A 27000-nucleotide genomic window follows, 5' to 3' on the forward strand; every position below is an offset into this window, starting at 1 on the left:
TGCCCTGAATATTAGCGAGTCACCGCTTTAGCGCTCGCGGTTACGATCAACAGCAATGTGGCAATGCAGGCCAAGGCAAACGTCAGGCTGAACCATTGTGCGATGAAACCGATCAAGGCTGGCCCGGCAAGAATACCTGCGTAGCCGACGGTGGTGACCGAAGCGATGGCCAGGTTGGCTGGCATGGTTTGTTGATTACCGGCTGCGCTGAATAGGATGGGAACCACATTAGAAGCACCGATACCAACAAGCATGAAACCCAAGAGTGAGGCCATCGCGTTATCAACTGCGATTGCCAGCAACAGGCCGATGGCAGCACATAAACTGCCCAATAATAGTACCCAGTATCTTCCCATGGCATTGACGATCCGATCGCCATTCAGCCTGCCGAGCGTCATGGTGATAGAAAAGAGCGCATAACCCAGCCCTGCCTGGCTGTGATCCATGCCGCGTAAGGTGGTCAGGAATAAGGCGCTCCAGTCAAGCATTGCCCCTTCAGCCAGAAACATGATAAAGCACAGCAGGCCAATGAACATCACCCAACCTCGTGGTAACACGAACATGGGCCCATCGGCATTGCCACCGTTTTCACGCAACAGGTTTTTACTGGCAATAGAAAGCAATATGAGAATGACCACCACGGTAGCCAGCGTGGCCTGAAGAGGCCCCAATCCTAACCACAGCAAGGCACTCACGCCACCTGCACCGGCTATACCGCCAACGCTGAAGAAGCCATGAAAACCGGACATCATGGCTCGCCCGCTGGCGCGTTCAACCACGACGGCCTGAATGTTCATTGCCACATCGATCATGCCGATCGCTGCACCGAACAGCAGCAAGGCCAACGCCATTCCTGCGGTTGATTCCATAATGACTAACAGTGGCAAATCGATGCAAAGTGCGGCCCCGGCGAGCAGGATCACAGGTCTGCAACCGAATTTACCGGTTAACAGGCCCGTTAATGGCATCGCCAGCATTGAGCCTGCACCGATGCACAACAACAGTAAGCCTAATGAACCGTCATCAATACCGATACGCGTTTTGGCAAAAGGCACCAGGGGAGCCCAAGCAGCCATACCGAGACCAGCGATAAAAAAGGCAAGGCGGGTAGCAACCTGTTCAGGTACACCGGGTTGACGCTGTTCATTACACAAAGTGGATGTCATGTGGATATCGCGATCGATTTTGAAGTAAGTAGGCTAAATGAACCCTTGTTTTTATCACAATCTGCGTGCAGGGTCGAAAGTATTCGCATGGCAGTTGTGTTATCTCTGCCATGTACCGGCGCCTTTATTTTTTGTGGGGAAAGCACATCATTGCATGGCTAAGTAGCGAGTAAGGCTGAAGTCTACCAAGGCGGTTTGCTGGGCCGGTAAAACGTCTATTGAAGGCATTTGATGAACGGTGTTCATTATTCAGGGAAGCATCCGTATGTTTCATTTCACTGCATAATGGTTGTAGATATACCTGTACGTGGGCTATCCGTTGTACAAAATAGTTTCGTTTTCACGCGGTCATTTATTTTTTAGCCGCTAGTGGCCTGAAATTTAAGCAAGTGAACATTTCTTCATGTTTTTTTGCATGAAAACGATAGACATTTCATAACGGTATCGCTAGTATTTGCGCCCATTGGAAGGATGGCCGAGTGGTTTAAGGCAACGGTCTTGAAAACCGTCGACGGGCGACTGTCCCAGAGTTCGAATCTCTGTCCTTCCGCCAAATTTAGCCGGCTTAGCTCAGTAGGTAGAGCAACTGACTTGTAATCAGTAGGTCACCAGTTCGATTCCGGTAGCCGGCACCATATAGAAACCCCAGCATTTATTGCTGGGGTTTTCTTTTTACAGCAAAGCAACCTATCGCATTATGCTGATTGTTGAACGGCGTAGATTTTCCCCAATTATTCGCAACATAGCGCCAGGCTTAAATATCCTGAACCAACCATTGATCGGCTTCGTCGAACATTTCTTCAAGCAGACGGTTTAACTTTTCTCTGTCGCTTTTGCTGGCATCAGAGTTCAGGGCGTTAGCCTGCATGGCTTTTACCTTCACTTCAGCATCAGGAAAAATACGATGCACTCGCTTTGTGAGTTCGGCCTTAATAATTTCATCCGCGCCAGGAAGACCGCTGACATTACGCTTATCAAACACCAATTCAACGAACATAGTTAAGCCTTAAAAATAACTGTATATAAATACAGTTATTCTGACTGAAAACCCAGGCGTTATGCAAGAGAAATATGGCGAAAAATGTTGTAATGGGGATTGGTGATACCCAGCAACACAACGATGTTTTAGGCGGATTCCTCTGCACCATGGAAAACAGCTTCAATGTTGTAGCCATCAGGATCGTAGACAAACGCGGCATAGTAATTTTTATGATAGCGGTGGCGAAAGCCAGGAGCTCCGTTATCTTTGGCTCCAGCGGCCAGGGCCACTTCATAGAATGCATTCACCTGCGCTTTGCTGGTGGCTCGGAATGCGATATGAATACGCGGTGTAGATGGTTCACCCACTGAGATCCAGAAAGTACCTCCTGGATCGTCTCCTGGCCGCAAAGTGGCTTCACCATAGCCTGCTGCGGTAGTACCAAGCTGTAGACGCAGTACATAACCTAATGATGCAAGCACTGCCGTATAGAATTGCTGACTTTGGGCAAATTGGCTGACATTAATACCGGTGTGGTCAATCATGTTTTTTCTCCAGGTTAAATCAGGTCTTTTGGTCTAAACGAATGTTAGGCTTGCTCCCTTAATTTGCCAATCGCTCGAAAAGTACCAATCTGGTTTTGCTATTGATGCTGCGCTGAGAAACCAAAACTGCGCCCGCAACTGATTTACGTTTTGAAAAGCAGAAATTCCGCCAGGTTTGACAGCAATACAAACTCATTCATAGTTAAAGAGCCACATGGGACATGAACGGGGGAGTATTAAATGAAGAAAATAGTGTCAATTGTTTTGCTATCAAGTTCTCTTTTGATTTTTAATGCCGCTGCTAACTTTACGGGGCCAAGTGCTACAGGCCAAGCCAGCACAGTGCAGCAAGCAATGAATACGCGTGTTGGGAGTTATATTACTCTTACTGGGCATATCGTGGCTCACCAGCGTGGGGATTATTTTACATTTCGAGATGATTCAGGAACTTTGCGGGTAGAGATCGAAGATTCTGTATGGCGCGGCAGGAATGTAGGGCCAGAGACCAGAGTCAGATTGCTTGGTGAGGTTGATAACGGTCCTGCGGGGCGCTATCTGTGGGTAAAATCTTTGGACGTAATCAACTAAGAAAAGTGCGTAGTAAGTAAAATAATAGAGAGCAATCTCAGGTCGCCAAGGCGGCCTTTTTACGCAGGCATAAAAAAACCAACCGTAACAGGTTGGTTTCTCTATAAAAAGTTGGTCGGCATGAGAGGATTCGAACCTCCGACCCCCGACACCCCATGACGGTGCGCTACCAGGCTGCGCTACATGCCGACGCAGTACGAACTATACTACCGTTTCCCGTCATGAATTCAAGATGGTTGAACGCTGATTGCTTTAGATTTAAGCAGTTAGTTGGCAATAAAGCGTTTAACATCGGTCAGCACCTGTAATAGCAATGCTAGCTGCGGTTTTTCATCTTTTATCTCTTTATCATCCCGATCATAAGCATGATAAGTTCCGTTGCTGTCCAGCGTCAGCGTTTGGGTTGGAGTGGTAATGACCAATAAACTCCTGTTGCCAGTGGCAAGCCAGTCGTTTTTCCGCTGTGCGGCAAACAGGTCTTCCCCTTGCGAATAATCGTTCGCTGGGGTTCTGACATGCAACAGGCGCTGCATCAGCGTGCGCATCACGTCATTGTGATTAGTCAGTTTGTTGATCGTCTGCGCTGGTGTTCCTGGCCAATGGATAATCAAAGGCACCTGTAGCTGGCTACGAGTGAAACGCGTACCCGCTCCCCAGTCTCCTTTACCCGCATCGTTGAATTCCACGCCGTGTTCGGCGGTAATCACCACAATGGTTTGATCCAGCATACCTTTTTCTTCCAGCGTCGCCAGCACCTGTGCTATCTGGGTATCAACGGCTTTCGCACCTGCACGGTAACGTTGGATGAATTCATCGGGCGGTGTTTTTTCACTTTCCAGCCCAGCACCGCTGAAATTGATATAAGAGAACCAAGGTACATCATGATTCTGGTTAGCTAACCAATGTTGCCATTGCTGGGTTGTTAGCGTGTTGCTTTGGGCCGCAGGCGGCGGCAGCGAGAAATCTGCCAGCAGGGCTTGGCGATACAGCGTAGCGTTGAAGCCGTCTGAAGAGAACAGACCAAACTGATAACCCTGATCGCTTAATGCATTGATCAGGGCAGAAGGTTTACGCCCAGCCAAAATGCCATCCAGATAGGTGGGCGAAATACCGTAGAACAGGCCAAACAGACCTGTATCCGCCTGGTTACCAGAGCTGTAATGGTCGCTGAAACGGATATTTTCCTGTGCGAAACGGGTGAGGTTAGGCATATCCTGCGCGATATCGGCAGTACGAATACCATCCACCACAATCATCAGCAGGTTGTAACCACTGCCTTTATCACGATAACTCAGGGAGCTTAGTGGGTATTCCACCGTGGCCGCATCGGGGTTACCTTGCTGCACCAGGCGGCGTTCATACTCTTGCTGATCGAGTAGACCGTGTTTCTCAAGAAACTTACGCGCGGTCATGGGGTAAGACAGCGGTAAGTTAGCGCGCTGCATGGTGATTGGGCGATAAAAATTGGCATCTGCCCAGATATAGATCAGGTGCGAAGCAAAGAACGCGCAAATAAACAGTGCTGCCAGCGGTTTGCCAAAGCTCTGCCGGTTAAGGCTGCGCAGTTTCTGCCAGCTCCAGGTAGCAAACAGCATCTCAATCAGAAATATCACTGGCACGGCGATAAACATCAGTTGCCAATCGCGCGCCAGTTCGCTTTGGTCCGGGTTTATCACCAACTCCCAGACCACAGGGCTTAAATGCAGGTGGAAGTGGGTAAATATGGCACTGTCGACCAGCAGTAGCGTCAGCCCCGCAGTGGCCAGCGCAGCAGAAATAAATCGCAACAGGCGTTGCGACATCACCACAAAGGTGAGGGGGAAGATGATCAGCAGATAAGCCGCAAAGACAATAAAGCTGAAATGCCCGATCAGGCTGAGCAGCGCGTAGGCGCGCCCCAACAGTGAAGATGGCCAATCAGTAACAAACAGGTAGCGGCTGCCCAACCCGATACTGAGCAGAATATTGAATAAAGCGAACCAATGCCCCCAACTGATCATCTGGGAGACTTTTTCGCGATAATGCTGACGGTTTGTCACCATAAATAATTATTAATGCGCTTTATCTTCACGTACTGAAGCTTGTAGAGCTTCAGCAAACGATTTTGCCAATAGCTTCCGCTGTGCGGGAGCAATACTGGTATTGATCAGGTTGGTTACCATGTTACCCAGTACCATCAAAGAAAGATCGGTAGGAGTATGGTGTTTTTCCAAAACGTTGACCAGCTCAGAAAGCAATTGTTCAACATGTTCGTCACTGTAACGGGATGATTGTGGCATAAAGATTGTGCTCAAAGCCTGACAAAGGCCCACATCTTACCGTATAGGGCCGTGTTTTTCCGCTCTTTTATAGCGTAGAGATCGTTAATGAAACGATTATACCCGTTGCTTTTTACGTTGCGGAGGGAGAGGGGCTCCATTGATGCCTGCACTCAGGCGTATCTTGAAATCCATATTGGGTATCAGTTGCAGGGCAACGCCTTCAGTGCTTGAATACGCGCTCAAAGAACAGGAGGATTGATCATGAGTCTGGATATTGACCAGATTGCGCTGCACCAGTTGGTAAAACGTGACGAACAAACATTGGACGTGGTGTTGCGCGATTCCCTTCTCCCCACTAATGCGGCGGTGGAAGAGATGATGGCAGAGCTGCACCGCGTTTACAGCGCCAAGAGCAAAGCTTATGGCCTGTTCAACGAAGAGAGCGAACTGGCGGATGCACTGCGTGCCTGCCGTAAGGGTGATGAAGACTTCCTTGCTTTCAGCCGTGCGGCAACGGGCCGCCTGCGCGATGAACTGGCTAAATATCCGTTTGCGGCAGGTGGGGTGGTGCTGTTTGGTCAATACCGTTTTCTGGCGGTGGAGTATTTGCTGATTGCCGTACTGAACAGTTGTAACAGTATGCGCGTTAATGAAGAACTGGATATCAGCATCACACACTATCTGGATATCAACCATGCAGATATCGTGGCGCGTATCGATTTGACTGAATGGGAAACCAACCCGGCCTCAACCCGCTATCTGACTTTCCTGAAAGGGCGCGTGGGCCGCAAAGTCTCCGATTTCTTTATGGATTTCCTGGCCGCTGCCGAAGGGCTGGATACCAAGGCACAGAATCGTGGGCTATTGCAGGCGGTGGATGATTATTGTGCCGATGCGCAGTTGGATAAAAACGAACGGCAGTCAGTGCGCCAGCAGGTTTACAGCTATTGTAATGAACAGCTACAGGCGGGTGAAGAAATTGCGTTGCAAGAGCTGTCGCAAGAGATTGCACCCGTAGGCGAGAAGGATTTCTTGCAGTTTTCCACTGAGCAGGGCTATCAACTGGAAGACAGTTTCCCGGCAGATCGCAGTACGCTGCGCCAATTGACTAAATTTGCCGGCAGCGGTGGGGGTATCAGCCTGAACTTTGACGCGATGCTGTTAGGGGAGCGGATTTTCTGGGACCCTGCCACCGATACTCTAACGATCAAAGGCACACCGCCAAACCTGCGCGATCAGCTGCAACGCCGTTCAAGCAGTGGCAAATAAGTTCGCTCCTTACCAATAAAAAACGCCGCAGTAGCGGCGTTTTTTACTCGGCGTCCCGAACGTTCGATAACGTAGCGATTAAACGCGAATGAAATCGATATGAGCCAGTTTTGGCTTGAACGGGTGACGCTGTACAGCCTGAACCTTAACTTTGGTTTCTTTACCGTCGATAACCAAAACTACTGCTTCGCTGTAGAATTCTGGTTTGGCTTCCATGTTCTTGACAGAATCATGGTCTAATTCGATGGAAATTGCAGCTTCCTTGCCACCGTAAACGATAGCGGGGAATTTGTTTGCTGCACGCAGGCGGCGGCTCGCACCCTTACCCTGGTCTTTACGTACTTCTACATTGATAGTAAACATTGTTTTTTCTCTAGAAAGAAAATTTACCTTGCTACAGGCGACCCAGTAACAAGTTCGATGACCCACTTTTGCACCGGGCGAACCCAGGCAAAGCGGGCGGCATTTTAACGGAAAGCCGTTCTCTGGGCAATGAAAACCTGCCGTAAGTGGGTGTTGCAGGTCTTAATACAACGCATTGGCACGGCGGAAGCGGCCCTGATAATCAAAAACTTTTTCGCGGACTTGCCAGAATTGGCCGCGTTTACGCGCCACGACAAAATCCGGATGGCGCAATAGCGCCTGCTGCGCCATGATGTCGGCAGCGTTCTGCCAGAGCAATGGCACTCCCGGTGCGCGCTGGTGTGGCCGCAGGAACAGCATTTCAAATGCTTTGCGTTGGGCTGGGGTTTGCAGGCGAAAACGTTCACTGGTGCTGGTGCCGTCTTCATCATAATAGGTGGCTTTCAACCATTCCCCTTTATCATCCTGGCCGTTTTGTAACGCCATACCGCCGCAGCGCAACACCAGTGCATCTTTCAGCTTCAGTGCGGCTTTCAGCATATCATCAGGATCGACCAGCACTTCCTGGCACTGGTGGCAGCGGCGGGCAGCGATATCATTTTCAGCGCCGCAGTGCGGGCAACTTTTGAAACGGAAACGATAGTCACATTGTTCACGGTGACCATCGTCGTCTTCCAGCCAGCCTTGGCAGCGGCGGCCATAGTGTTCAATGATGGCACCGCTCTCACTGCATTTCCCCCAGAATAGATTGGCAAAACCGCAGGCGGGGCAGAACACCTGCACGGGTTGGCTGTCTTTGTGCGGCTTGCGTACCCCGACTTCTGGGGTGAACAGGTCGTGTGGATTACCAGCATAATCAAGGATCAGGCAATCTTTTTTGCCCGGTGCCAGCCGCAGCCCACGTCCGACTATCTGCTGATACAGGCTGACGGATTCGGTTGGCCGTAAAATCGCGATCAAATCGACATGCGGTGCGTCAAAACCGGTGGTTAATACCGCCACGTTGACCAGGTAGCGTAATTGCTGCTGTTTAAAGGCCGCGATTAACGCATCGCGCTCGGCAGGTGGCGTTTCGGCGCTCACCAGTGCGGCTTCTCCGCTGGGCAGCAGGCCATAGATTTCACGGGCATGTTCTACTGTTGCAGCAAAGATCATCACACCTTTGCGGGTTTCGGCATATTCAACAATCTGGCTGATGATATGCGGCGTGATGCGATGCTGTTTTTTCAGTTCGCGGTTAAGATCCCCCTCGCTGAACAAACCGTTGCTTTGGGCTTCCAGGCGGCTGAAATCGTACTGCACAATCGGCATATCCAATCGTTCAGGCGGAACCAGAAAGCCATGCTTAATCATATAGCGCAACGGTAATTCATAGATGCAATCACGGAATAAGCTGTTGCCGTCGCCACGGGTAAATCCGTGGTAGTGAAACTGATAAATCCAGCCTTTACCCAGCCGATAAGGGGTAGCCGTCAGGCCAAGCAGGCGCAACTGTGGGTTGGATTGTTGCAGATGTTGAATAATCTGCTGATATTGGCTGTCGTCATCGTCGCTGATACGATGACATTCGTCGATAATCAGCAAAGAAAATGCATGCTCAAACAGCGTTAGATTACGAGCCACAGATTGCACGCTGCCAAACACCACTTTGCCGGTACTTTCTTTTTGTTGTAGCCCTGCGGCAAAAATATCTGCTGCTAACCCGTAAGCACAGTATTTTGCCTGATTTTGTGCTACTAGCTCTTTGACGTGCGCCAGCACCAGCACGCGGCCACGGGCGCGTTTCGCCAGTTCGGCGATCACCAGGCTTTTGCCCGCACCGGTCGGCAGCACAATCAATGCGGGTTCCGGGTGCTGACGGAAATGCTGGATGGTGGCTTCGACCGCTTCCAATTGATAGGGGCGCAGGGTAAATGTCATAAATTAATGCCGTTTGCTCGTTGGCGGCCAATTTTGCAAGAGAAAGCCCTTCTGAAATTGTGCCATGTAACTTCGCGTATTTTGGGTATATTATGCCCTCATCATGCTAATGGTGCGAGAAGCCTGGAAATTGCCGCTGTTATGGCACCGCTTTCGTCGCTATACTTGTGTGATAACAATCACTGTTTCTCCACGCGATTTTGACTTACTCCTCCTCTGCGAACCTGCTTTTTGCACCTGATGTAAGGGTGGGGCGTCATATCCAGCAATACGATCATAACAACCACAGGCAAAGCAGATTCAATGCGATTGGACAAATTTTTATCTCAGCAATTAGGCATCAGCCGTGCATTGGTAGCGCGGGAACTTCGGGCAAAACGTGTGACCGTGGATGGTGAAGTGGTTAAAAGCGGGGCGCTCAAGCTGGCCCCAGAACAAGAAGTGACATTCGACGGTAATGTGTTGCCACAACTGGCCGGGGCGCGTTACTTCATGCTCAACAAACCGCAGGGTTATGTGTGTTCTACTGAAGATCCCGATCATCCAACGGTGCTCTATTTTCTTGATGAACCGGTGGCTTACAAACTGCATGCAGCAGGGCGGTTGGATATTGATACCACTGGCCTGGTGCTGATGACCGATGACGGCCAGTGGTCGCACCGAATCACTTCCCCAAAACATCATTGTGAGAAAACTTATCTGGTGACGCTGGAGCATCCGCTGGCCGAAGACACGGCGCAGCAGTTTGCGCAGGGTGTACAGTTGCACAATGAAAAAGATCTGACTAAACCGGCTCACCTGGAAAAGATCGAAGATAATCTGGTGCGTCTGACCCTCAGTGAAGGGCGCTATCATCAGGTAAAGCGTATGTTTGCAGCGGTAGGCAACCGGGTGCTTGAGCTACACCGTGAACGTATTGGTGCTATTACGCTGGATGATGATTTGGCACCAGGCGAATATCGCCCGTTGACCGAAGAAGAAATTGCCAGCGTAGGTGCACCGCACTTGCAGGATTGATTTTCCGGCTGATGAAGGAGTCGTTGAGCGTGCAACAGAACCGGACATCCCACCTCGGTTTAATTTTTATTCTGGGCCTGCTTTCCATGCTGATGCCGCTGGCGATCGACATGTATTTACCCAGCATGCCGATTATTGCCCAAGAGTTTGGCGTGGAGTCTGGCCGCGTACAGATGACGCTCAGTGCCTATGTACTGGGCTTTGCTCTGGGGCAATTATTCTATGGGCCAATGTCAGACAGCATCGGCCGCAAACCGGTAATTTTGTGGGGAACGCTGGTTTTTGCCATCGCGGGCGGGGCTTGTGCGATGGCGCAGTCAGTTGAGCAATTGATCAACCTGCGTTTTCTGCATGGTCTGTCGGCGGCGGCGGCCAGTGTGGTGATCAATGCACTGATGCGCGATATGTTCACCAAGGATGAATTTTCACGCATGATGTCGTTCGTGATCCTGGTGATGACGATTGCACCGTTGCTGGCCCCGATGATTGGTGGCGCGCTCCTGTTGTGGTTTAACTGGCATGCCATTTTCTGGACGATGGCTGCCGCGGCGTTGTTTGGTTCCGTGCTGGTGGCGTTCTTTATCAAAGAAACCCTGCCAAAAGAACGGCGGCAGAAATTCCATCTGCGTACCACTTTGGGCAATTTCGGCTCATTGTTTCGCCACAAACGCGTGCTGAGTTATATGCTAGCCAGTGCTTTTTCGTTTGCCGGGATGTTTTCATTTCTCAGTGCCGGGCCTTTTGTCTACATTGAACTGAACCATGTTTCTCCACAGCATTTTGGTTATTACTTTGCGCTGAATATCGTGTTCCTGTTCCTTACCACCTTGCTCAACAGCCGCAATGTGCGTCGCGTCGGCGCCGTCAACATGTTCCGTTTCGGGCTATCAGTGCAGTTGGTGATGGGGATTTGGCTGCTGTTGGTGAGTGCCAGCGGGCTGGGTTTTTGGGCGCTGGTACTGGGAGTGGCGGTGTATCTGGGCTGCATCGCTATGATATCTTCCAACGCGATGGCGGTCATTCTGGATGATTTTCCACATATGGCGGGAACGGCTTCTTCTCTGGCTGGCACACTGCGTTTTAGCGTTGGCGCGTTAGTGGGAGCGATACTTGCCATGGCTCCGGGTAAAAGCGTATGGCCGATGGTGTCTTCCATGGCGCTGTGCAGCATTATTGCTATGCTGTTTTACCGCTTTGCTCGCGTATCCTCCAAACAGTAGGTGTATACCCGCGGTACTTTAAGTTGCAGGCATGTTGGCTAGGTTTTTCCCCTTATCTGAGTAGATTTGGGGCTAAACTAGCCAACGCAAGCATTGTTGAAATCGGTCTGCGGCCAATTTGTCACTTCCTGCTATTATAATTATTTAGTGCATATATGTTCGCTGATAGATATATACAATTAAATTATTTTTTTGAGCAAAATATGTTGATGATTAGCGTTTTTAGCCAATAGATATTGAGTAATAAATATTGATGTCTTTCCATTGATATAACGTCATGTCTACCCCAGATGGTTTCTCGGTGCCGCGTGTTTTACATGAGCGGTAGCTTGTTATTCCCAAGGGCAAGGCGGCTGGATCAATAATGATAAGCAATAAGATAATCACAATGGGTTATTAAATAGCCAACAACTCAAGCCGTCGTTTAGCCAAACCATAAATAAAGCTACGGTTGTGTGGTAATTATTTTTAAGGCTATTTTTTATATAAAAATATCTAAAGTTTTCCAGACTAGAGATGAAGAAGGCTTAAAAAGGATAATAAAGGTAATAAATTGCCGTACTCAGCGGCTTTCTTGAGGAGATCAGGCTGTTATTTCATTAAAATTAAATGTGGGTTAAATCACATTTTCAATCAGAAAAATAACTGGTTTAAGTGAATTTCGTGTTTTTTTAATTTGTCAATCGGATATCGGCTAATGCTTGCGTTGCATTTTTTTGTAAGGCAGAGACATAATATGCGCCAGTGTATTTTATGCGGCCTGACGTATAGAAAAGGATAAAACACATATCAATGCTGTTTAAAGATTCAAGCGGTTTTATTTTATACCTAACGGATTTCAAGGTGCAGGTAAGCGGCAATTGAGTGGTAAGTCGATCACTCTCATGAACTGGGTAAGCCATGTACTGAGGGATGCCATCACTTTGTATTTTGAAAAACGCCGGGAATAAGCGCAGCAAAAAGTACAATGATTGCACGAATGATAACTCCAGGAGGGAGGAATGATGAAAAAAGCATGTTTATTGCGCTCGTTATGTATCGGATTATTTGTCGCCACGCTGTCTGGGTGTGATTCTGGCGGAGGGGATTCTTCTGGAACAACCCCACCCGTCACGCCACCGATTAGTCCACCTGTTACTCCGCCTGTTACACCGCCAGATCCCCCGATTACTGAACCTGAAACCGTCGCTTTACAGATTATCGCGCAGGGTAAAGACGGTATTATTCTGGCAGATGCTGAAATATTCATTGATGAAGCGAAGGTATCGTCAACCGGGAAAAACGGAGTGGCGCAATTCGCCGAACTTCCTGCTCATCCGCGGGATTTTTGGGTAGTGAAGGTGCAAAAAGCGGGTTATGTCACGCAAGCGGTCAAGGTGGCTGTGCAGGATAAAATGCCGCCGTTGACCGTGCATTTGATGCCGGTGGCGGAAACAAAATACCTTGAAAATATTGAAAAAGCACAAGGTATTGCCAGCAGCATCATGGATGCCCATGTTATTCTGCCTGAGGCTGCGCTGGTTTATGCAGATGGCACACCCGCGGCAGGCAAAGCGCGTGTCGAATTAACCCCATGGAATATCGACAGCGACGATCTGAAAGCTATGCCAGCTAATGGGCGCGCTATTACCGCAAGCAGTGAGGAAGTTGATTTGATCAGCGCGGGGTTAATGGCTGTCGCTTTTTATGATGAAGCCGGTAATGCTTTGAATTTAGCAGAAGGTAAGACTGCGACTATTCAGATGAGCCTGCCTTTCTCCAGCATTGATGGCCATGACCTGTCTGAAGGTGGTGCCATCCCGATGTGGTACTTTAACGAGAGCCTAGGGTTGTGGGAAGAAACGCCTGACGTGAAAGGGACCGCCATTGTTATCACCCGCGATGGTGAAAAATCGCTGATGGTAGAAGCCGCGGTGCCACACTTTTCATCGTGGAACTGGGATTTTAAATATGATCCTTATGGAATGACTTTCCTGCAATGTCTGGATCCTGACTCTAAACCCATTGCCTGTAGCGTAACCGCTTCTGTAATATTGATGGATGGTTCAAAACTGATAAAAAGCAGCAGTATTGGTATTGACGGAACGACAATTGTGAATATGCCAAGCCCGGTAAAAGAAGTTACCTGGGAGGCCACTGCCATAGTATCGGAAAGTGAGCGTTTTATGGGTAAAGTGAAAGCCCCATCTGATGCTTCCGGTGCAGCAATACCTGGTTCGATATCAATTCCTCTGGTAGCTCCTGCGCAACTTTTTACCCAATGCCAGCTACCCGATCTTACTCCGGTATCCTGTAGAGCAAAAATAGCATTTAACGGGGGAACTGAGGTTAAGGAATATTATTTACCGGCGGAAGGTGCCAGTATTTATTCGCTAGAACCATTGTTATCGGCAAATTGGAGTGCATTTCAGTACATCTCTAAAGAGAATGGTGAGATATGGAAATATACTGAGGAAGGTAGCAATACATCACTGAGCGAAAATAAGTTAGTGATGACATTTGCGACGCCGCCGGAAAAAATCAACCAGCAATTTATTTATGTTCGTTGCGATCCTCAAGCGCATAGTTATAACTCAGCTGAATATTTCGCTATTTCACAATGTGAAATATCAATATGGCCTGAGGGTTGGGAGCCCGGTGTTTCTGAACAACCTATGAATGTTGTGGCAACTATCCCTACGGGAGTCACTTACCCTATAGCGGCCCTTCCTGAATGGATTGATGAAGGGTATGAACGCTTTTATCTTGATGCGAGAAGTTCTATGGCTCCTGTGGGAGGCATTGGTGAAGGGTGTTATTTCTATACAGGCCGTGAATTGCTGGTAGGTGAGATCTTTAGCAATACTAGCCAGATGTATGATTTAACTTTAGAAGGCTATTGTGGGCAAATACCGACGCGTTGATCCGGCAATACCTGCGCCTTTTGAGCAGTGTTGCTTGATGAGTATTGATCAATGAAACTGCTCTCACTGTAGTGAATCCTGGGAGCCCACAAGGACGGGCTCCCAGGATCGCCAATCCACCAAACCCACCGATCTGTAACACACCCATTTTTGATGTCACCGATCAACGGGGGCACGGGCTGTGTTTTTGTTAAAAATCACGCAATCACATAATGGCTGGCTATAACTGCAACCCTATTGGCAGTAAGCCATTATCTTCGTTATTCTTTTTAAAATCATTCAATTACGGTTTGCTTGGAATGTTGCGCTCAGACGAAATGTTTAATCAATGTAAAATTATAGCAATTGTAAAGTAACGACATTGAAAGAAAAAAATGTTGAGTTCAGGTCTGGAAAGGGTTACATATAACGCAAAAATGCGAGCTGGGTCGCAAAATGCTATGCAACGACACTTTGCGGTCGGTTAGAAATAGCATGATACCGGCAAATATAGGCATTTGTTAATAATTTGTGACTAATTTTGCGCTTAACCAACATTCGCTCACAGCAAAGCCGGTTGATTACGGCTATAACTAAAGAGTGGTGTGAGGTAAAAAGTGTTTCATCTTTTCATATTAGGGACTTCATGTGGATCGTATCCAACTTTCGGTAGTGCATCGCTTGCCGCAAAGTTATCGTTGGCTATCGGGTTTTACCGGCGTGAAGGTCGAACCGATTCCGTTCAGCGGCATAGACGAGGATGACAATCTCATTGGCCTGAAGTTACTCAGCCATGATGGGCATGATGCTTGGCTTGTAATGCAGCAGCTTAACCTGTCTTTACAGGAAATTCAGGTCAGTTGTGCTATCGTAGAATGGGAAGGGGAACCTTGCCTGTTTGTGCATCAGCGCGATGAAAGTGCCGCTATGTGCCGGTTAAAAAACGTAGGTGCGGCAATTGCCGAGCAGCTCAGTGCGCAATATCCCTTCTGAATTCCACGGTTAATCCACCAGTTGTAATAATTGCTGTGTATAGGCTGCCGCTGGTGCATTGAAAATGGCCTGGCAGTGCCCTTGTTCAACAACTTCTCCCTGACGTAAAACAATCACCTGATGGCAAAGTGAACGTACGACCTGCAAATCATGGCTGATGAACAGATAAGCCAATTGATGGCGTTGCTGTAACGATTTCAACAACATCAGGATCTGTGCCTGCACCGATTTGTCTAATGATGAGGTGGGTTCATCCAGAATCAGGAGTTGGGGTTGCAGGATCAGAGCGCGAGCAATGGCGATACGCTGGCGCTGCCCGCCGGAAAACTCGGTCGGATAGCGATGGCGTAGCGCCGGATCTAAACCGACCTCCTGTAGCGCCTCAATCACCCGCTGTTCGCGTTGTTCCGTGGTCAGTTGCTGGTGAACTTCCAATCCTTCTGCGATGATCTGTTGCACGTTCAGGCGTGGGTTCAAGGCAGAATAGGGATCTTGGAAAACGATCTGCATTTGGCTGCGGTATGGCAACATTTGCTGGTTATTGAACTGGTGCAGCGGTTGGCCGTTAAACCAGATCGCACCTTGAGAGCTCAGCAAGCGCAGCAGCGCCAGGCCGGTGGTGCTTTTGCCTGAACCTGATTCGCCAACCAGCCCAACGCTTTCTCCGGGTTGCAGTTCGAAACTCAAATTTTTCAGCGCATAGTTCTGGTCTACAATGCGCCGCAGTAGGCCGCGTTTGATCGGGAAACTGACCTGCAAATTCTCCACTTTCAATAACGGACTCGCTGGTTCCTGCTGTAGCGGCAGAGGCAGCGGTTCACCGACGTTCTCGGCAGCCAGCAACTGGCGGGTATAGGCATGCTGTGGTGCGTTGAACAAGCGTTCACGGCGATTTTGTTCAACGCACAGCCCCTGGTGCATCACCGCCACGTTGTCTGCCAGGCGGCGCACGATATTCAGGTTATGGGTGATAAACAATAACCCCATACCCAACTCTTGTTTCAGTTCTTTCAGTAACGACAGTATCTGAGCCTGAATAGTGACATCGAGCGCGGTTGTGGGTTCGTCGGCAATCAATAGCTTTGGCTGAGTCAGCACCGCCATGGCGATCATTACCCGTTGGCGTTCACCACCGGAAAGCTGGTGCGGATAATCTTTCAAACGCCCTTTGGCGTTACGTATACCAACGCGATCCAAGCACTGAATAATTTCACTGCGTGCGTTATCACGGCGCATACCCCGGTGCAGCATTAGCACCTCGGCCAGTTGCTTTTCAATCGTGTGCAGCGGATTAAGCGACACCATCGGCTCCTGAAAAATCATGGAAATCTGATTACCGCGTACCTTGCGCAGCTCGGCTTCGGGAGCGTGCAGCAGCGAGCTGCCGTTAAACAGAATATCTCCAGCGGGATACACTACCGGAGGTGAAGGTAATAACCGCAGCACGGAAAGGGCGGTGACGCTTTTACCCGACCCCGATTCACCCACCAGAGCCAGCGTTTCACCGGGTTCAACGTGCAGCGAAACACCGTTGACCACCTGGTTTAACCGTTCCCCTTGGCGGAAAGCGATGCAGAGATCTTGAATGGCAAGCAGAGGGGTTGTCATATCAATGCGCCTTGCTGGGGTCAAAGGCGTCGCGCACGGCTTCGCCGATAAAAATTAATAATGAGAGCAGCACTGCCAGCACCAGGAAAGCGGTAATGCCCAGCCACGGTGCCTGTAGATTGTTTTTGCCCTGTAAAAGCAGTTCACCCAGCGAAGGGGAACCGATGGGCAAACCGAAGCCGAGAAAATCGAGCGAGGTCAGTGTGGTAATCGAACCGCATAGGATAAACGGCAGGAAAGTGAGCGTGGCGACCATGGCATTCGGCAACATATGGCGGTACATAATCACCCGATCCGGCACCCCCATGGCTCTGGCGGCCCGAATATAATCGTAATTACGGGTGCGCAAGAACTCGGCGCGAACGACCCCCACCAGACTCATCCAGCCGAAAAGAATGGTGATCGCCAATAGCCACCAGAAATTGGGCTGCACAATGCTGGAAAGCAAAATGATCAGAAAGAGCGTTGGCATGCCAGACCACACCTCAATAAAGCGTTGCCCCCACAGATCGAGCCTGCCGCCGTAATAGCCTTGGGTGGCCCCCACGCAAATGCCGATCACGCTGGAAAACAGCGTCAGCGCCAGCCCGAACAGCATGGAGATGCGGAAACCATAAAGCACCCGCGCCAATACGTCGCTACCGTTACCGTCGGTGCCGAGCAGATTCTGCCGTGAAGGTGGCGAGGGGAAGGGAACTTCGGTGGCAAAGTTGATGGTGTTGTAACTGAAACGGATCGGTGCCCAGATTGCCCAACCGTGTTTGTCGATCTGTTGCAGCACGAAGGGGTCCTGAAAATCCGTGCTAGTGCTCAGTTCGCCACCGAAGGTGGTTTCGCTGTAGTTGACCATAAATGGCACATACAGGCGGCCTTCGTAGCGCACCAGCAACGGTTTGTCGTTGGCGATCAGGTTGGCAGCCAGACTGAGAGCAAATGCCACCAGGAAAATCCACAGTGCCCAGTAACCGCGGCGGTTGCTGCGAAAACGCGCCCAGCGGGCCTGATTGATGGGGCTTAGGCGGCTCATTGGCGTGCCTCGAAATCAATGCGCGGATCGACCAGGGTATACGTGATATCGCTGATGATATTCAGTAACAGGCCGATCAGGGTAAATATATACAAGGTGCCGAACATCACCGGATAGTCGCGTTGCAGTGTGGCATCGTAGCCCAACAGCCCAAGGCCATTGAGCGAGAACATGACTTCGATCAACAGCGAACCAGTGAAAAACATGCTGATAAAGGTGGCAGGGAAACCGGCGATCACCAGCAGCATGGCATTGCGGAACACGTGGCGATAGAGGATTTTTTTCTCATCCAGCCCTTTGGCCCTGGCGGTCACCACGTATTGTTTGCGGATCTCATCAAGGAAAGAGTTCTTGGTTAACATGGTGAGCGTTGCAAAACCGCCGATCACCGTCGCCAGCACTGGCAGGGTGATATGCCACAGGTAATCGATAATTTTACCGTACCAGGGGAGGGTATCGAAATTACTGGACACCAATCCGCGTAGCGGGAACCAGTCAAGGTAGCTGCCGCCAGCGAACAGCACAATCATCAGAATGGCAAACAAAAAGGCTGGAATAGCGTAACCGATGATGATCAGGGTACTGCTCCAGGTGTCAAAGGCACTGCCGTTATGAATGGCTTTACGGATGCCCAGCGGTATTGAAACCAGATAGATAATCAGGGTACTCCACAGCCCAAGCGTGATAGAAACCGGTAGACTGCGGCCGATTAACTGCATCACTGAGGCACCGCGGAACAGGCTATCGCCAAAATCGAGGCGCATATAGTTCCACAACATGGAGAAATAACGCTCGTGCAGCGGTTTATCGAAACCATAGCGTTTGGTGATTTCCGCGATCACCTCCGGGTCTAACCCACGTGAGCCACGATACTGGCTATCACCCACGTGAGCCACACCGGGTTTGGCATGCCCCAAATCATTACCCCCGCCGCCGCCGCCAAAACCGCTGGTTTGGCCGAGTTCGATAGCTGCAATGGCCTGATCGACCGGGCCGCCAGGGGCAACCTGCACAATAAAAAAATTGATCGTGATGATGGCCCACAGCGTGGGGATCACCAGCAATAATCTGCGTATCAGATAAGCGGCCACCACAGGCTCCTTATTGCCGTTGTGCAGGCAGGCGTGCCGCCTTGTTGACGTCAAACCACCAGTTATCAAACCCGAGAGAATAGGCCGGGCGTACCGTTGGTGAAGATAATTTATCCCAGTAGGCGTAACGGTCGTGATTGGAATACCACATTGGCAACATATACATGTTCCAGGTCAGTACGCGATCCAGCGCGCGGCCAAGAGAAAGTAGCGCTTCTTCATCCCCCTGATGCTTGATGATTTTTTCGAGCAAGGCATCAACGGCAGGATCGCTGACGCCAGGGGTGTTCCAAGTGGAGTCAAGGTATTGCGAACCCCAGAGAATTTGCAGATCGGCGCTGGGGAATGGTGTGGCAGGATACACCGTCGGCACCATGTCAAAATCACGTTGACGCAGGCGCCGGGTGAACTGGCTGGCATCAACTTCACGGATCTGCATATCAATGCCCAGGCGCTTCAGGTTGTGCTGGAATGGCAGCACATACTGGAAATTACTGCCGCTCAACAGCATCAGCTCGAAAGTAAAAGGTTGACCGGTTTGGCTATTGATCAATTGCTGATCTTTCACTTCCCAACCGGCCTGCTGTAGCAGAGCGGTAGCTTTCAACAGGTTTTCCCGATCGTTACCGCTGCCGTCAGAGACCGGGGGCTGGTAGATCGAAGTAAAGACCTCTTCCGGCACTTTGCCTTTCAGCGGTGCTAGCCAGCTCAACTCGGCCGCATCCGGGTAGCCGTTGGCCGTGTAAATGGTGTTCTGGAAGTAGCTATTCGTGCGCTGATAGGCACCGTAATACAGTGCCTTATTCATCCAGTCGAAATCAAACGCCAGCGTAATGGCTTCCCGTACCCGACGATCGGCAAAGATTGGGCGTTGGATATTAAAAGCCAACCAGCGCGCATTTTGGGCGGCCTGATTGACCTCATCCTGTTTGATGATGAAGTTACGTGCGAAGTTCCCACCCTGATACTGAGTAGCCCAGCTTTTTGGCGAGCTTTCCTGGCGGAAGTCGTAGGCTCCGGCTTTAAAGGCTTCAAGGGCCACCTTATCGTCCAGATAATAATCATAACGCAGGGTATCAAAGTTATAACGCCCGCGGTTCACCGGAAGGTTGGCAGCCCAATAGTCGCGCACTCGTTCATAGGTAATGTACTGGCCCAGACGGTAGCTGCCAACTTTATAGGGGCCGCTGCCGAGTGGAGGGGTATTCAGGGGCTCGCTGAGTTTGTGGTTTTTCCAGAAGCTTTCGGGTAACACTCTCATGCTTAACAGACCAAGCAGTTTTTCTTTATCAGGTTTTGGCAGCTCAATACGTACCGTGAGGCGAGAGAGGGCTTTGACCGTTGTGCCTTTATAATAGGAGCGGTACTGTGGCACGCCCTCGGTCATGAATTTATTGAAGGTGAAGGCCACATCGGCGGCGGTGATCGGGCTGCCGTCGTGAAAGCGGGCGAGTGGGTTGATATCCAGTTCCATCCAGCGCATATCGGCAGGGAAACGGGCCGATTCGGCGATCAGCGGATAATAGCTGGAAGGTTCGTCGTCAGAGGTGGTAAACAGCGTATCGTAAAGCTCTGCGGTTCTCTCACCGGAAACACCGCGTGAGGCGAAACGGTTGAAGTTATCATAGGTGCCAATGGCGGCCAGCTTTACATTTCCCCCTTTGGGGGCCGCTGGGTTGACGTAATCAAAATGGCTAAAATCGGTGGAATATTTCGGTTCACCGAGCGTGGCGAAAGCGTAGCTTTCATTGAGGGTTTCGGCCTGTAAACCGAAACTGAGTGCTGAAAGCACCAAGGCAGCAAAAATGCGAACGGACATCTTTACGGTAGGCTCCCGTTGGCGAGGTTAATTAAACCGATTGATAACATACCATCAGATCGTCGCCTGATAATCAAAACAAAATTCCATCAGGGCCTTAATGCGGAGCGGCTTACTGAAATAATACCCCTGCATATAATCAACATGGTGTTCTTGCAGGAAGCTCACTTGTTCAGCGGTTTCCACCCCTTCGGCCACGGTGCGCATTTTCAGCTTTTTCGCCAATGAAATGACGGCGTCCAATACTGGGGCAGTAGCCGTATCTTGGCCGATAGCGTTAACAAATCCCCGGTCTATCTTCAAATAATCCAGCGTAAAACGCTGTAGGTAAATCAAGGCGCTGTGCCCGGTCCCGAAGTCATCCACCGCAATCTCAATGCCTTGGCGATGCAACCAGTCAAATTCGGCCAGGGCATTTTCTTCCTCTACCATCCCACGTTCGGTAATTTCAAACAACAGCGTGAAATAATCGCCAGGCAGCTTTGCGCGTAGTTGAGACACGTCGTCATGGAATGATGGGGCGTTGAGATGAGAAGGCGAAAGGTTGATGCCGAGTTTGGCTCCGCGTGGCATAGCCTGCACCAGCTGTGGAATATCGGTGATGATAATGCTGAATAAATGACGGGTTAGCGGAATGATTAACCCTTCATCTTCTGCGTAAGGAATAAACAGATCGGGTGAAATGCGCCCTTCTGTGGGGTGCTGCCAGCGGAGCAGGGCTTCTATGCCTGCTATGGCGGAGGTGGCGGTGTGAAACACAGGCTGATATTCAACAAAAAATTCGCCGTGCCTGATGCCACGCATCAGTGCCCGTTCCGGGCTTTGGCGTAACATTAGCGTGTAATAACATAATACGCCCACCATCAATGAGAGCACTAAGCTGCCTAACACCGTCAAGCGTATATGATTGGCTGTCAGTATCGGGTTGTAGAACATGATGCTTAATGGATAGGGCGAAATTTCCAGATGTCTGGCTTGTTTTTTGGGGAGTTGAGCCACAGGTATCAAGTCTGAACTGAAAGTGGTAATGGCATTTTTCCCGATTACGAGTGCCAGACTGGGAATATCATCATTATGCGGTGTCATCAGCAGATAGGGCGTTAAACTGAGATCCAGCGTAGCCAGAACGCCGGTATTGGCCTCGCCGGGTTGGCGCAGCCACATGGCGATAGCGGGCCTGCCCGGTACCATCGGCGTACCTTGCTGCAATTTCAGGTCAAGTGGTTTCTGCCAGTTCATCTCCGGGTAAAGATGGTTAATCGCCAGCATCATGTCGCCAGTGGCAGAGGAACAATAAGCAAAACCGTCTCTTACCAGTACAAAGGTGCGTACACCACTGGTAAATGCGGCCCGATAAGAGAGATTGGCGAGCGCGGTAACACAAGGTTTATCGGTGAGCGGCATGATTTGCTGCATAGTCGTTTTCAACTGGCCGAGATAACCCAATGCAAATTGTTGTGTGCGGTTTTCGAGCTGATGCTGATATTGCAAACGTTGGTGATTAATCAGGAGTAGCGTCACAGAGGTACAAATAATAAAAAATACCAGAGCGATAATGCTGCTTTTGGCCAGGTTACGCCGTTTTTGTGAAGCATGGCGGGCGAATGCCTTTTTTAAGCCCATAATTTGCCCCTGAGCACGGCGTTGATGGTGGTGTTCAATATATCTTATTGATACTGCATGAGTCATTATTCATCTGGTCTAATACTGCGCTCGTTTTAACCGCATTAAGAGAGTGGCATAACGGAAACACCCTGAACGGATAAAGCTGCGTAAGCCACCGAATATTGGCCTGAACATCTCAATAAAGCGGTTTATTTAACCCAGTGTAGAATATTTTTAGCTCTCTAGCCGTTTTAAGCTTGTTGCAGAAAATCATTCTGTTTGTTCTTCAACCTGTTAGTTTACATGAATTTTTTTGATTAGTTTCATGGTGTTACTTATTTATAGTGTAGCGTTCAATGTGACAGAGGGAAGCAATGCGTATCCACCAACGTGGCGTAATAAAAAAGGCGCTGCCTTGTTGGCAACGCCTTTGATGTTCGTTTGGTTTTCAGAATGGGTTCAGAGATTGCTGCTGTTAACTTCTACCGAGTAACCGACGGGCTTCATGGTAACGTTTATCCCAATAAGCTTCGGTCATACTGGAAATCGTGACACCGCTACGGGTAGAGGCATGAACGAATTTATCGTTACCCAGATAAATACCCACATGACGGCCGGTAGAACCTGCACGGAACAGCACTAAGTCACCAGGGCGCAGCTTGGTTCGCTGTATTTTTTTGCCCATGTCTTCTTGCTGATAGGTTGAACGCGGCAAATCCATTCCAAACTGTTCACGGAAGGTGCGTTGAACAAACCCTGAGCAATCAATACCGCGTTTGGTATCGCCGCCTAAACGGTAGCGAACACCTTTCCAATCAGCATACTGGTCCATAATCTTTGACTTGATGTCAACATTACGCACCATGGCTTCGAATTCATCCTGAGAGGCTTGCAGTAAAAGACCATTTTTGTCATTAACTGCATGCATCTCAGTTTGTGAGTTATCTACTTTCGAAGTATCCATCGAGCTACAGGCAGAAAGCATAACTGCTGCTGCAATTGCAGGGAGCACCCGCAAAAAATATCTCATAAACGGTTGAGACTTGACCATTGTAATTGTTTTCCCTTGAAGTCCTTAACGACAAAAGCCGCTATCTGAAAAATGCCAAACGAAACGAGACTAATCAGTACCTGTTGAGAGGACAACCAGTTACCGCTGAATATGTGCATAGGCGCACATATTTAGGGTATTTAATACCGAATCCCCATAAAGCGGGCACAAACGCGGTTGAGATTACCGCAATGGAAAGGGGATTGCGAGTTTTTTCCAACATTCCTTATATGAAATTTCGATGTAACATAATGTAAATCTTCATATTAAAAATGATGACGAATAGTTTTGTTGCTATAGGGTTAATTTGGATGGAAAAAAGTTATCAAATGGTTAGTGGCAGAGGGGGGCGCAGATAAACTCTGCTACCGTTTTCTGAGCAAGCAAAGAAAGGGATCGCCGAATCTATCGCAACGCTATCACCGCGAGTAGTTGGCGAATCCCTGCAAGAGAGGGTTCAGCTTAAACGAATATTAAGCAAAGAAGATTGCAGAGCATTCCAATCGGCTTCGCCATGGTGAATCAATTCAATACGGCTATCCAGAGGAGCAATGGCTTGTGTTTCGATGCTTAAATCCTGCCCCTGGCGGTTGATCAGTAAACGTCCTTCAGGAATGCGTACCACCGCTTTAGCACGTTCAACCGGCGCCAACCTGATCCATTCCATCATACCAACGGTGTCGAACCGTGTTTCGCCATCGAAAATCCAGCCACAGCTGGTATAGCCTTGGCCATGATTCAAGGCTCGGCGCCAGCGAGCGTTTTCTGGCAGGCGCAATGCGGCTAATCCCTGTGTTTGGGCATGGGGATGATGATGTTGTGCGTCGGGTAATACGGCATGGTTGATACGGGGTTGTTCAAGCAAGGCGATATCCATGCGCCCTTGTTCGATGCGGTAAACCGGTCTTTGGTCGCCATATTGTGCCTGCCACTCTTCCAGAGCCTGAGTATCCTGCGGTTGCCAGGTATCCATTTTATTGGCGATGATGATATCTGCCGCAGCCAGTTGATCGCGAAAGTTTTCATTCTGCTGATAGCGGGATTGGCTGAGTTGCCGGGCATCAAGCAGGCAAACCGTGGCTTGCAGATCAATCCAGCCTGCGTAAGTTTCCTGCGTCAGCAACGCCAGGATCTGTTTCGGGTGCCCAAGCCCGGTGGGCTCGATCAATAACCGATTGGGCTTTGCCTGCTGTAATAACATATTGAGTCCCACCTGCATTGGCAGGCCGTTAACACAGCACATGCAGCCGCCGGGGATCTCCTTGAGCACTGCGCCACTGTCTGCCAGTAGTGCGCCATCAATACCGATTTCACCAAATTCGTTGACCAGAACTGCCCAACGTTCGTGCTGCGGCTTATTAGCCAGCAAATGGCGAATCGTTGTGGTTTTACCACTGCCCAGGAAACCGGTGATCAGGTTGGTTTTTGTCATCTGTACATTCCTGATTTGGATGTTTGATATTTGTGGTTTATCAACAATTATTGATTACTTTTTTTGTTAGGTGCCAGAGGTATTTTGCGCGTAGGGAGCCACAAATTCTGGCTGTTGAAAACCCGTATTTTTTGATCATGTCAAGTAGGCCATGGTTGAGTTGATCTCTTTGTAATATCAGAAATTATAGAAAGCAATGAGCATCACCTTGGTTTCTTTAGGCTGGTTGATTCACCGAGTACTCATACAAATACCCGACCTATTCTTGCGATAACCCTGACCAGAATGCTCTATGTTTAAAGTGACCTAACAAAAAGTGAGGTTGCCATGAATAGCTTACGGTTATTTTTAATAGCAGGAGCGTTGTTTTCATGGATGGCAGCAAGCCAAGTCAGTGCCAGCAGCGGCGTTATTCGCTTTGTTGGTGCTATTGTTGAAGGGCCCTGTTTAGTCAATGTTGTTAACTCAACAGCCAATACCCAATGTTATCGTAATGGAAGAAATTATACGGGTACACAGGCCCTGACACGTTTTAATGCTGCTCGTAAAGAACTGCCACTGAATTTGGGTACGTCTGAAATGAGGTGGGTGGATAGGCAGCAAAAACTTGCGATTATGACTGTGGTGTATCGTTAAGTCGTTTATACCATGCCGGGCGCAGCCCGGCATGGCTTTTCTGACATCAGCTTCGTTGAGCCGCTACCCACTTTTGCAGTGTTTGACGGGCGCCGAGATCGCGCAGTGCCAGATAAGCTTGCGTAACCGCCGCGACAAATTTTTCATTAGCCGGTAATTGTTCCCCAAAAACACTTCTGAGCGCCAGCAGCGCAACAACACGTTGTTCGTTATCTTGTGAAGTACTGACTATCTTCTGTAATGTTGGCAGCATTGGATCGCGGATATCAATAGCTTGCCCTGCGTCATCAATACCACCAACGTAGCGCATCCAGCCAGCAACGCCCAACGCCAAACCTGCATAGCTGCCACCATGCTGTAGATGCCAGCGGATAGAATCCAGCATGCGCTGCGGCAATTTCTGTGTGCCATCCATCGCGATCTGCCAGGTACGATGTTGCAGCGCCGGGTTGCTGTAACGCTCGATCAACTGGTCGGCATACGCGGCCAAATCGGTATCACCCACCTGTAACGTGGGGGCTTGTTCATGCAACATTAAATAGTGCGCGGCACGGCGATAGTTATCATCGGTCATGCAATCATTGACGTATTGATAACCGCCCAAATAGCCAAGATAAGCCAGAAATGAGTGGCTGCCATTCAGCATGCGTAACTTCATCTGTTCGTAAGGCAGTACATCATTCACCAATTGCACACCCGCGGCTTCCCATTCTGGGCGGCCTGCGACAAAGTTATCTTCTACCACCCATTGAATAAAGGGCTCACAGGCGATGGCGCATTCGTCGCGAACTCCCCCCAGGGCTGCCGCAATTTCATCCAGAGTTTCCGGTGTAGTGGCAGGCACGATGCGATCAACCATGGTGCTGGGGAAGGTAACGTTGCTGGCGATCCATTGTGCTAATGCTTGATCACGAACCTGTGCCAGGCCGGTAACCGCATTGCGCACCACATGACCATTTTCTGGAATATTGTCACAGGAAAGCACGCTGAAAGCCGGCAAATTGCGCTGGCGGCGCCGATGCAGCGCTTCCACCAGAATGCCTGGCACCGTGGTGGGGTGAGCCGGATCGGCCAGATCGGTTTGGATACCCGGATGCTGCAAGTCTAACAGGCCACTGCCGGGTTCAATGCAATATCCTTTTTCCGTGATCGTCATAGAAACAATGGCAACCTGCGGTTCAGTCAGTTTTTCCAAGACGGCATCAATATCTTCCAACTTACGATGCACGCTTTCGTGAACGGCACCGATAACGATAGCTTGATGACCGGCGGCTCCCTTTTCCAAGACGGTGTAGAGATGGTTCTGAGCACGCAAGGTTTGGAACAGCTTATCGCCACCGAACAGACTGATCTCACAGATCCCCCAATCGCCTCCTTTATGATTCAGCACACGATCGGTCAGCAACGCCTGATGGGCACGATGAAAGGCACCAAACCCCAGATGGACAATACGGCTGCGCAGCAGGCGGCGATCGTATTGTGGCTGCTGTACCTCGATAGGAAGCGATGAGTTGGCGATAGTCTTCAT

At 49.7% G+C, this 27000-nt stretch carries 22 protein-coding genes and 3 tRNA genes; 9 read left to right on the forward strand and 16 right to left on the reverse strand.

Features of this window, described 5'->3' with window-relative positions:
* Window positions 1-11 precede the first annotated feature (11 nt).
* Entirely contained in the window at window positions 12-1166 is a 1155-nt protein-coding gene (locus Z042_RS12615) for an MFS transporter (protein ID WP_024911375.1), read from the reverse strand.
* 465 nt (window positions 1167-1631) lie between these two features.
* Here Z042_RS12615 and Z042_RS12620 point away from each other — a divergent pair.
* Both Z042_RS12620 and Z042_RS12625 read left to right on the forward strand, forming a co-directional pair.
* A tRNA-Ser gene (locus Z042_RS12620) sits at window positions 1632-1719 on the forward strand.
* Between the two features lie 6 nt (window positions 1720-1725).
* Window positions 1726-1801, forward strand: a tRNA-Thr gene (locus tag Z042_RS12625).
* Between the two features lie 119 nt (window positions 1802-1920).
* Here Z042_RS12625 and Z042_RS12630 read toward each other — a convergent pair.
* Both Z042_RS12630 and Z042_RS12635 read right to left on the reverse strand, forming a co-directional pair.
* Complete coding sequence (locus Z042_RS12630; protein ID WP_024911374.1) at window positions 1921-2163, reverse strand: DinI family protein; 243 nt, start codon at window positions 2161-2163, stop codon at window positions 1921-1923.
* A gap of 128 nt (window positions 2164-2291) precedes the next feature.
* Window positions 2292-2690: a VOC family protein gene (locus tag Z042_RS12635; protein WP_024911373.1), complete on the reverse strand. Its 399-nt coding sequence runs from the start codon at window positions 2688-2690 to the stop codon at window positions 2292-2294.
* 240 nt (window positions 2691-2930) lie between these two features.
* On the opposite strand from Z042_RS12635, the gene Z042_RS12640 reads away from it, so the two are divergent.
* Window positions 2931-3278 (forward strand): YgiW/YdeI family stress tolerance OB fold protein, encoded by a 348-nt coding sequence (locus Z042_RS12640; RefSeq protein WP_024911372.1) that lies wholly within the window; start codon window positions 2931-2933, stop codon window positions 3276-3278.
* Between the two features lie 112 nt (window positions 3279-3390).
* Here Z042_RS12640 and Z042_RS12645 read toward each other — a convergent pair.
* The 3 genes from Z042_RS12645 to Z042_RS12655 form a co-directional block, all read right to left on the reverse strand.
* Window positions 3391-3467: transfer RNA gene (locus Z042_RS12645), tRNA-Pro, on the reverse strand.
* 77 nt (window positions 3468-3544) lie between these two features.
* Window positions 3545-5320, reverse strand: coding sequence for an LPS biosynthesis-modulating metalloenzyme YejM (gene yejM / locus Z042_RS12650; protein WP_024911371.1), 1776 nt, complete (start codon window positions 5318-5320; stop codon window positions 3545-3547).
* A 9-nt stretch (window positions 5321-5329) separates the two neighbouring features.
* Window positions 5330-5557, reverse strand: a complete 228-nt coding sequence (locus tag Z042_RS12655; RefSeq protein ID WP_024911370.1) for a YejL family protein — start codon at window positions 5555-5557, stop codon at window positions 5330-5332.
* A 243-nt stretch (window positions 5558-5800) separates the two neighbouring features.
* On the opposite strand from Z042_RS12655, the gene yejK reads away from it, so the two are divergent.
* Window positions 5801-6808: a nucleoid-associated protein YejK gene (gene yejK, locus Z042_RS12660; protein WP_024911369.1), complete on the forward strand. Its 1008-nt coding sequence runs from the start codon at window positions 5801-5803 to the stop codon at window positions 6806-6808.
* A 78-nt stretch (window positions 6809-6886) separates the two neighbouring features.
* Here yejK and rplY read toward each other — a convergent pair whose 3' ends face one another.
* Window positions 6887-7171 carry a 50S ribosomal protein L25 gene (gene rplY / locus Z042_RS25655; RefSeq protein WP_024911368.1) on the reverse strand — a complete coding sequence of 95 codons (285 nt, stop codon included), beginning with the start codon at window positions 7169-7171 and terminating at the stop codon, window positions 6887-6889.
* A 162-nt stretch (window positions 7172-7333) separates the two neighbouring features.
* The gene (locus Z042_RS12670) at window positions 7334-9091 is read right to left on the reverse strand and encodes a DNA repair helicase RadD (RefSeq protein WP_024911367.1); all 1758 of its coding nucleotides are present in this window, start codon (window positions 9089-9091) and stop codon (window positions 7334-7336) included.
* Window positions 9092-9394: 303 nt separating this feature from the next.
* Between Z042_RS12670 and rsuA the strand changes: the two genes are divergently transcribed.
* The 4 genes from rsuA (at window position 9395) to Z042_RS12690 (ending at window position 15203) form a co-directional block, all read left to right on the forward strand.
* Entirely contained in the window at window positions 9395-10108 is a 714-nt protein-coding gene (rsuA, locus tag Z042_RS12675; RefSeq protein ID WP_024911366.1) for a 16S rRNA pseudouridine(516) synthase RsuA, read from the forward strand.
* Window positions 10109-10137: 29 nt separating this feature from the next.
* Window positions 10138-11328, forward strand: a complete 1191-nt coding sequence (locus Z042_RS12680) for a Bcr/CflA family multidrug efflux MFS transporter (protein WP_024911365.1) — start codon at window positions 10138-10140, stop codon at window positions 11326-11328.
* 1001 nt (window positions 11329-12329) lie between these two features.
* Window positions 12330-14231 (forward strand): hypothetical protein, encoded by a 1902-nt coding sequence (locus Z042_RS24550; protein ID WP_024911364.1) that lies wholly within the window; start codon window positions 12330-12332, stop codon window positions 14229-14231.
* A 627-nt stretch (window positions 14232-14858) separates the two neighbouring features.
* Window positions 14859-15203: a YejG family protein gene (locus Z042_RS12690; protein WP_024911363.1), complete on the forward strand. Its 345-nt coding sequence runs from the start codon at window positions 14859-14861 to the stop codon at window positions 15201-15203.
* A gap of 9 nt (window positions 15204-15212) precedes the next feature.
* Here the strand turns inward: Z042_RS12690 and yejF are convergent, their stop codons facing one another.
* The 7 genes from yejF to Z042_RS12725 form a co-directional block, all read right to left on the reverse strand.
* Entirely contained in the window at window positions 15213-16811 is a 1599-nt protein-coding gene (yejF, locus tag Z042_RS12695; protein ID WP_024911362.1) for a microcin C ABC transporter ATP-binding protein YejF, read from the reverse strand.
* 1 nt (window position 16812) lies between these two features.
* Window positions 16813-17838 (reverse strand): ABC transporter permease, encoded by a 1026-nt coding sequence (locus tag Z042_RS12700; protein WP_024911361.1) that lies wholly within the window; start codon window positions 17836-17838, stop codon window positions 16813-16815.
* Window positions 17835-18929, reverse strand: coding sequence for a microcin C ABC transporter permease YejB (locus Z042_RS12705; RefSeq protein ID WP_024911360.1), 1095 nt, complete (start codon window positions 18927-18929; stop codon window positions 17835-17837). Before Z042_RS12705 ends, Z042_RS12700 begins: the two co-directional genes overlap by 4 nt.
* 10 nt (window positions 18930-18939) lie before the next feature.
* Window positions 18940-20748 (reverse strand): extracellular solute-binding protein, encoded by a 1809-nt coding sequence (locus Z042_RS12710; protein WP_024911359.1) that lies wholly within the window; start codon window positions 20746-20748, stop codon window positions 18940-18942.
* A gap of 54 nt (window positions 20749-20802) precedes the next feature.
* Entirely contained in the window at window positions 20803-22371 is a 1569-nt protein-coding gene (locus tag Z042_RS12715; protein WP_024911358.1) for a cyclic di-GMP phosphodiesterase, read from the reverse strand.
* 457 nt (window positions 22372-22828) lie between these two features.
* Window positions 22829-23404 carry a bifunctional murein DD-endopeptidase/murein LD-carboxypeptidase gene (mepS, locus tag Z042_RS12720; protein WP_024911357.1) on the reverse strand — a complete coding sequence of 192 codons (576 nt, stop codon included), beginning with the start codon at window positions 23402-23404 and terminating at the stop codon, window positions 22829-22831.
* 457 nt (window positions 23405-23861) lie between these two features.
* On the reverse strand, window positions 23862-24836 hold the full coding sequence (locus tag Z042_RS12725) for a CobW family GTP-binding protein (RefSeq protein ID WP_024911356.1): 975 nt from the start codon (window positions 24834-24836) through the stop codon (window positions 23862-23864).
* 327 nt (window positions 24837-25163) lie between these two features.
* On the opposite strand from Z042_RS12725, the gene Z042_RS12730 reads away from it, so the two are divergent.
* Window positions 25164-25472: a fimbrial protein gene (locus Z042_RS12730; RefSeq protein ID WP_024911355.1), complete on the forward strand. Its 309-nt coding sequence runs from the start codon at window positions 25164-25166 to the stop codon at window positions 25470-25472.
* Window positions 25473-25518: 46 nt separating this feature from the next.
* On the opposite strand, the gene Z042_RS12735 is transcribed toward Z042_RS12730, so the two are convergent.
* On the reverse strand, window positions 25519-27000 hold the full coding sequence (locus Z042_RS12735) for a mannitol dehydrogenase family protein (RefSeq protein WP_024911354.1): 1482 nt from the start codon (window positions 26998-27000) through the stop codon (window positions 25519-25521).

It is taken from the genome of Chania multitudinisentens RB-25 (assembly GCF_000520015.2).
GTDB classification, from domain to species: Bacteria; Pseudomonadota; Gammaproteobacteria; order Enterobacterales; family Enterobacteriaceae; genus Chania; species Chania multitudinisentens.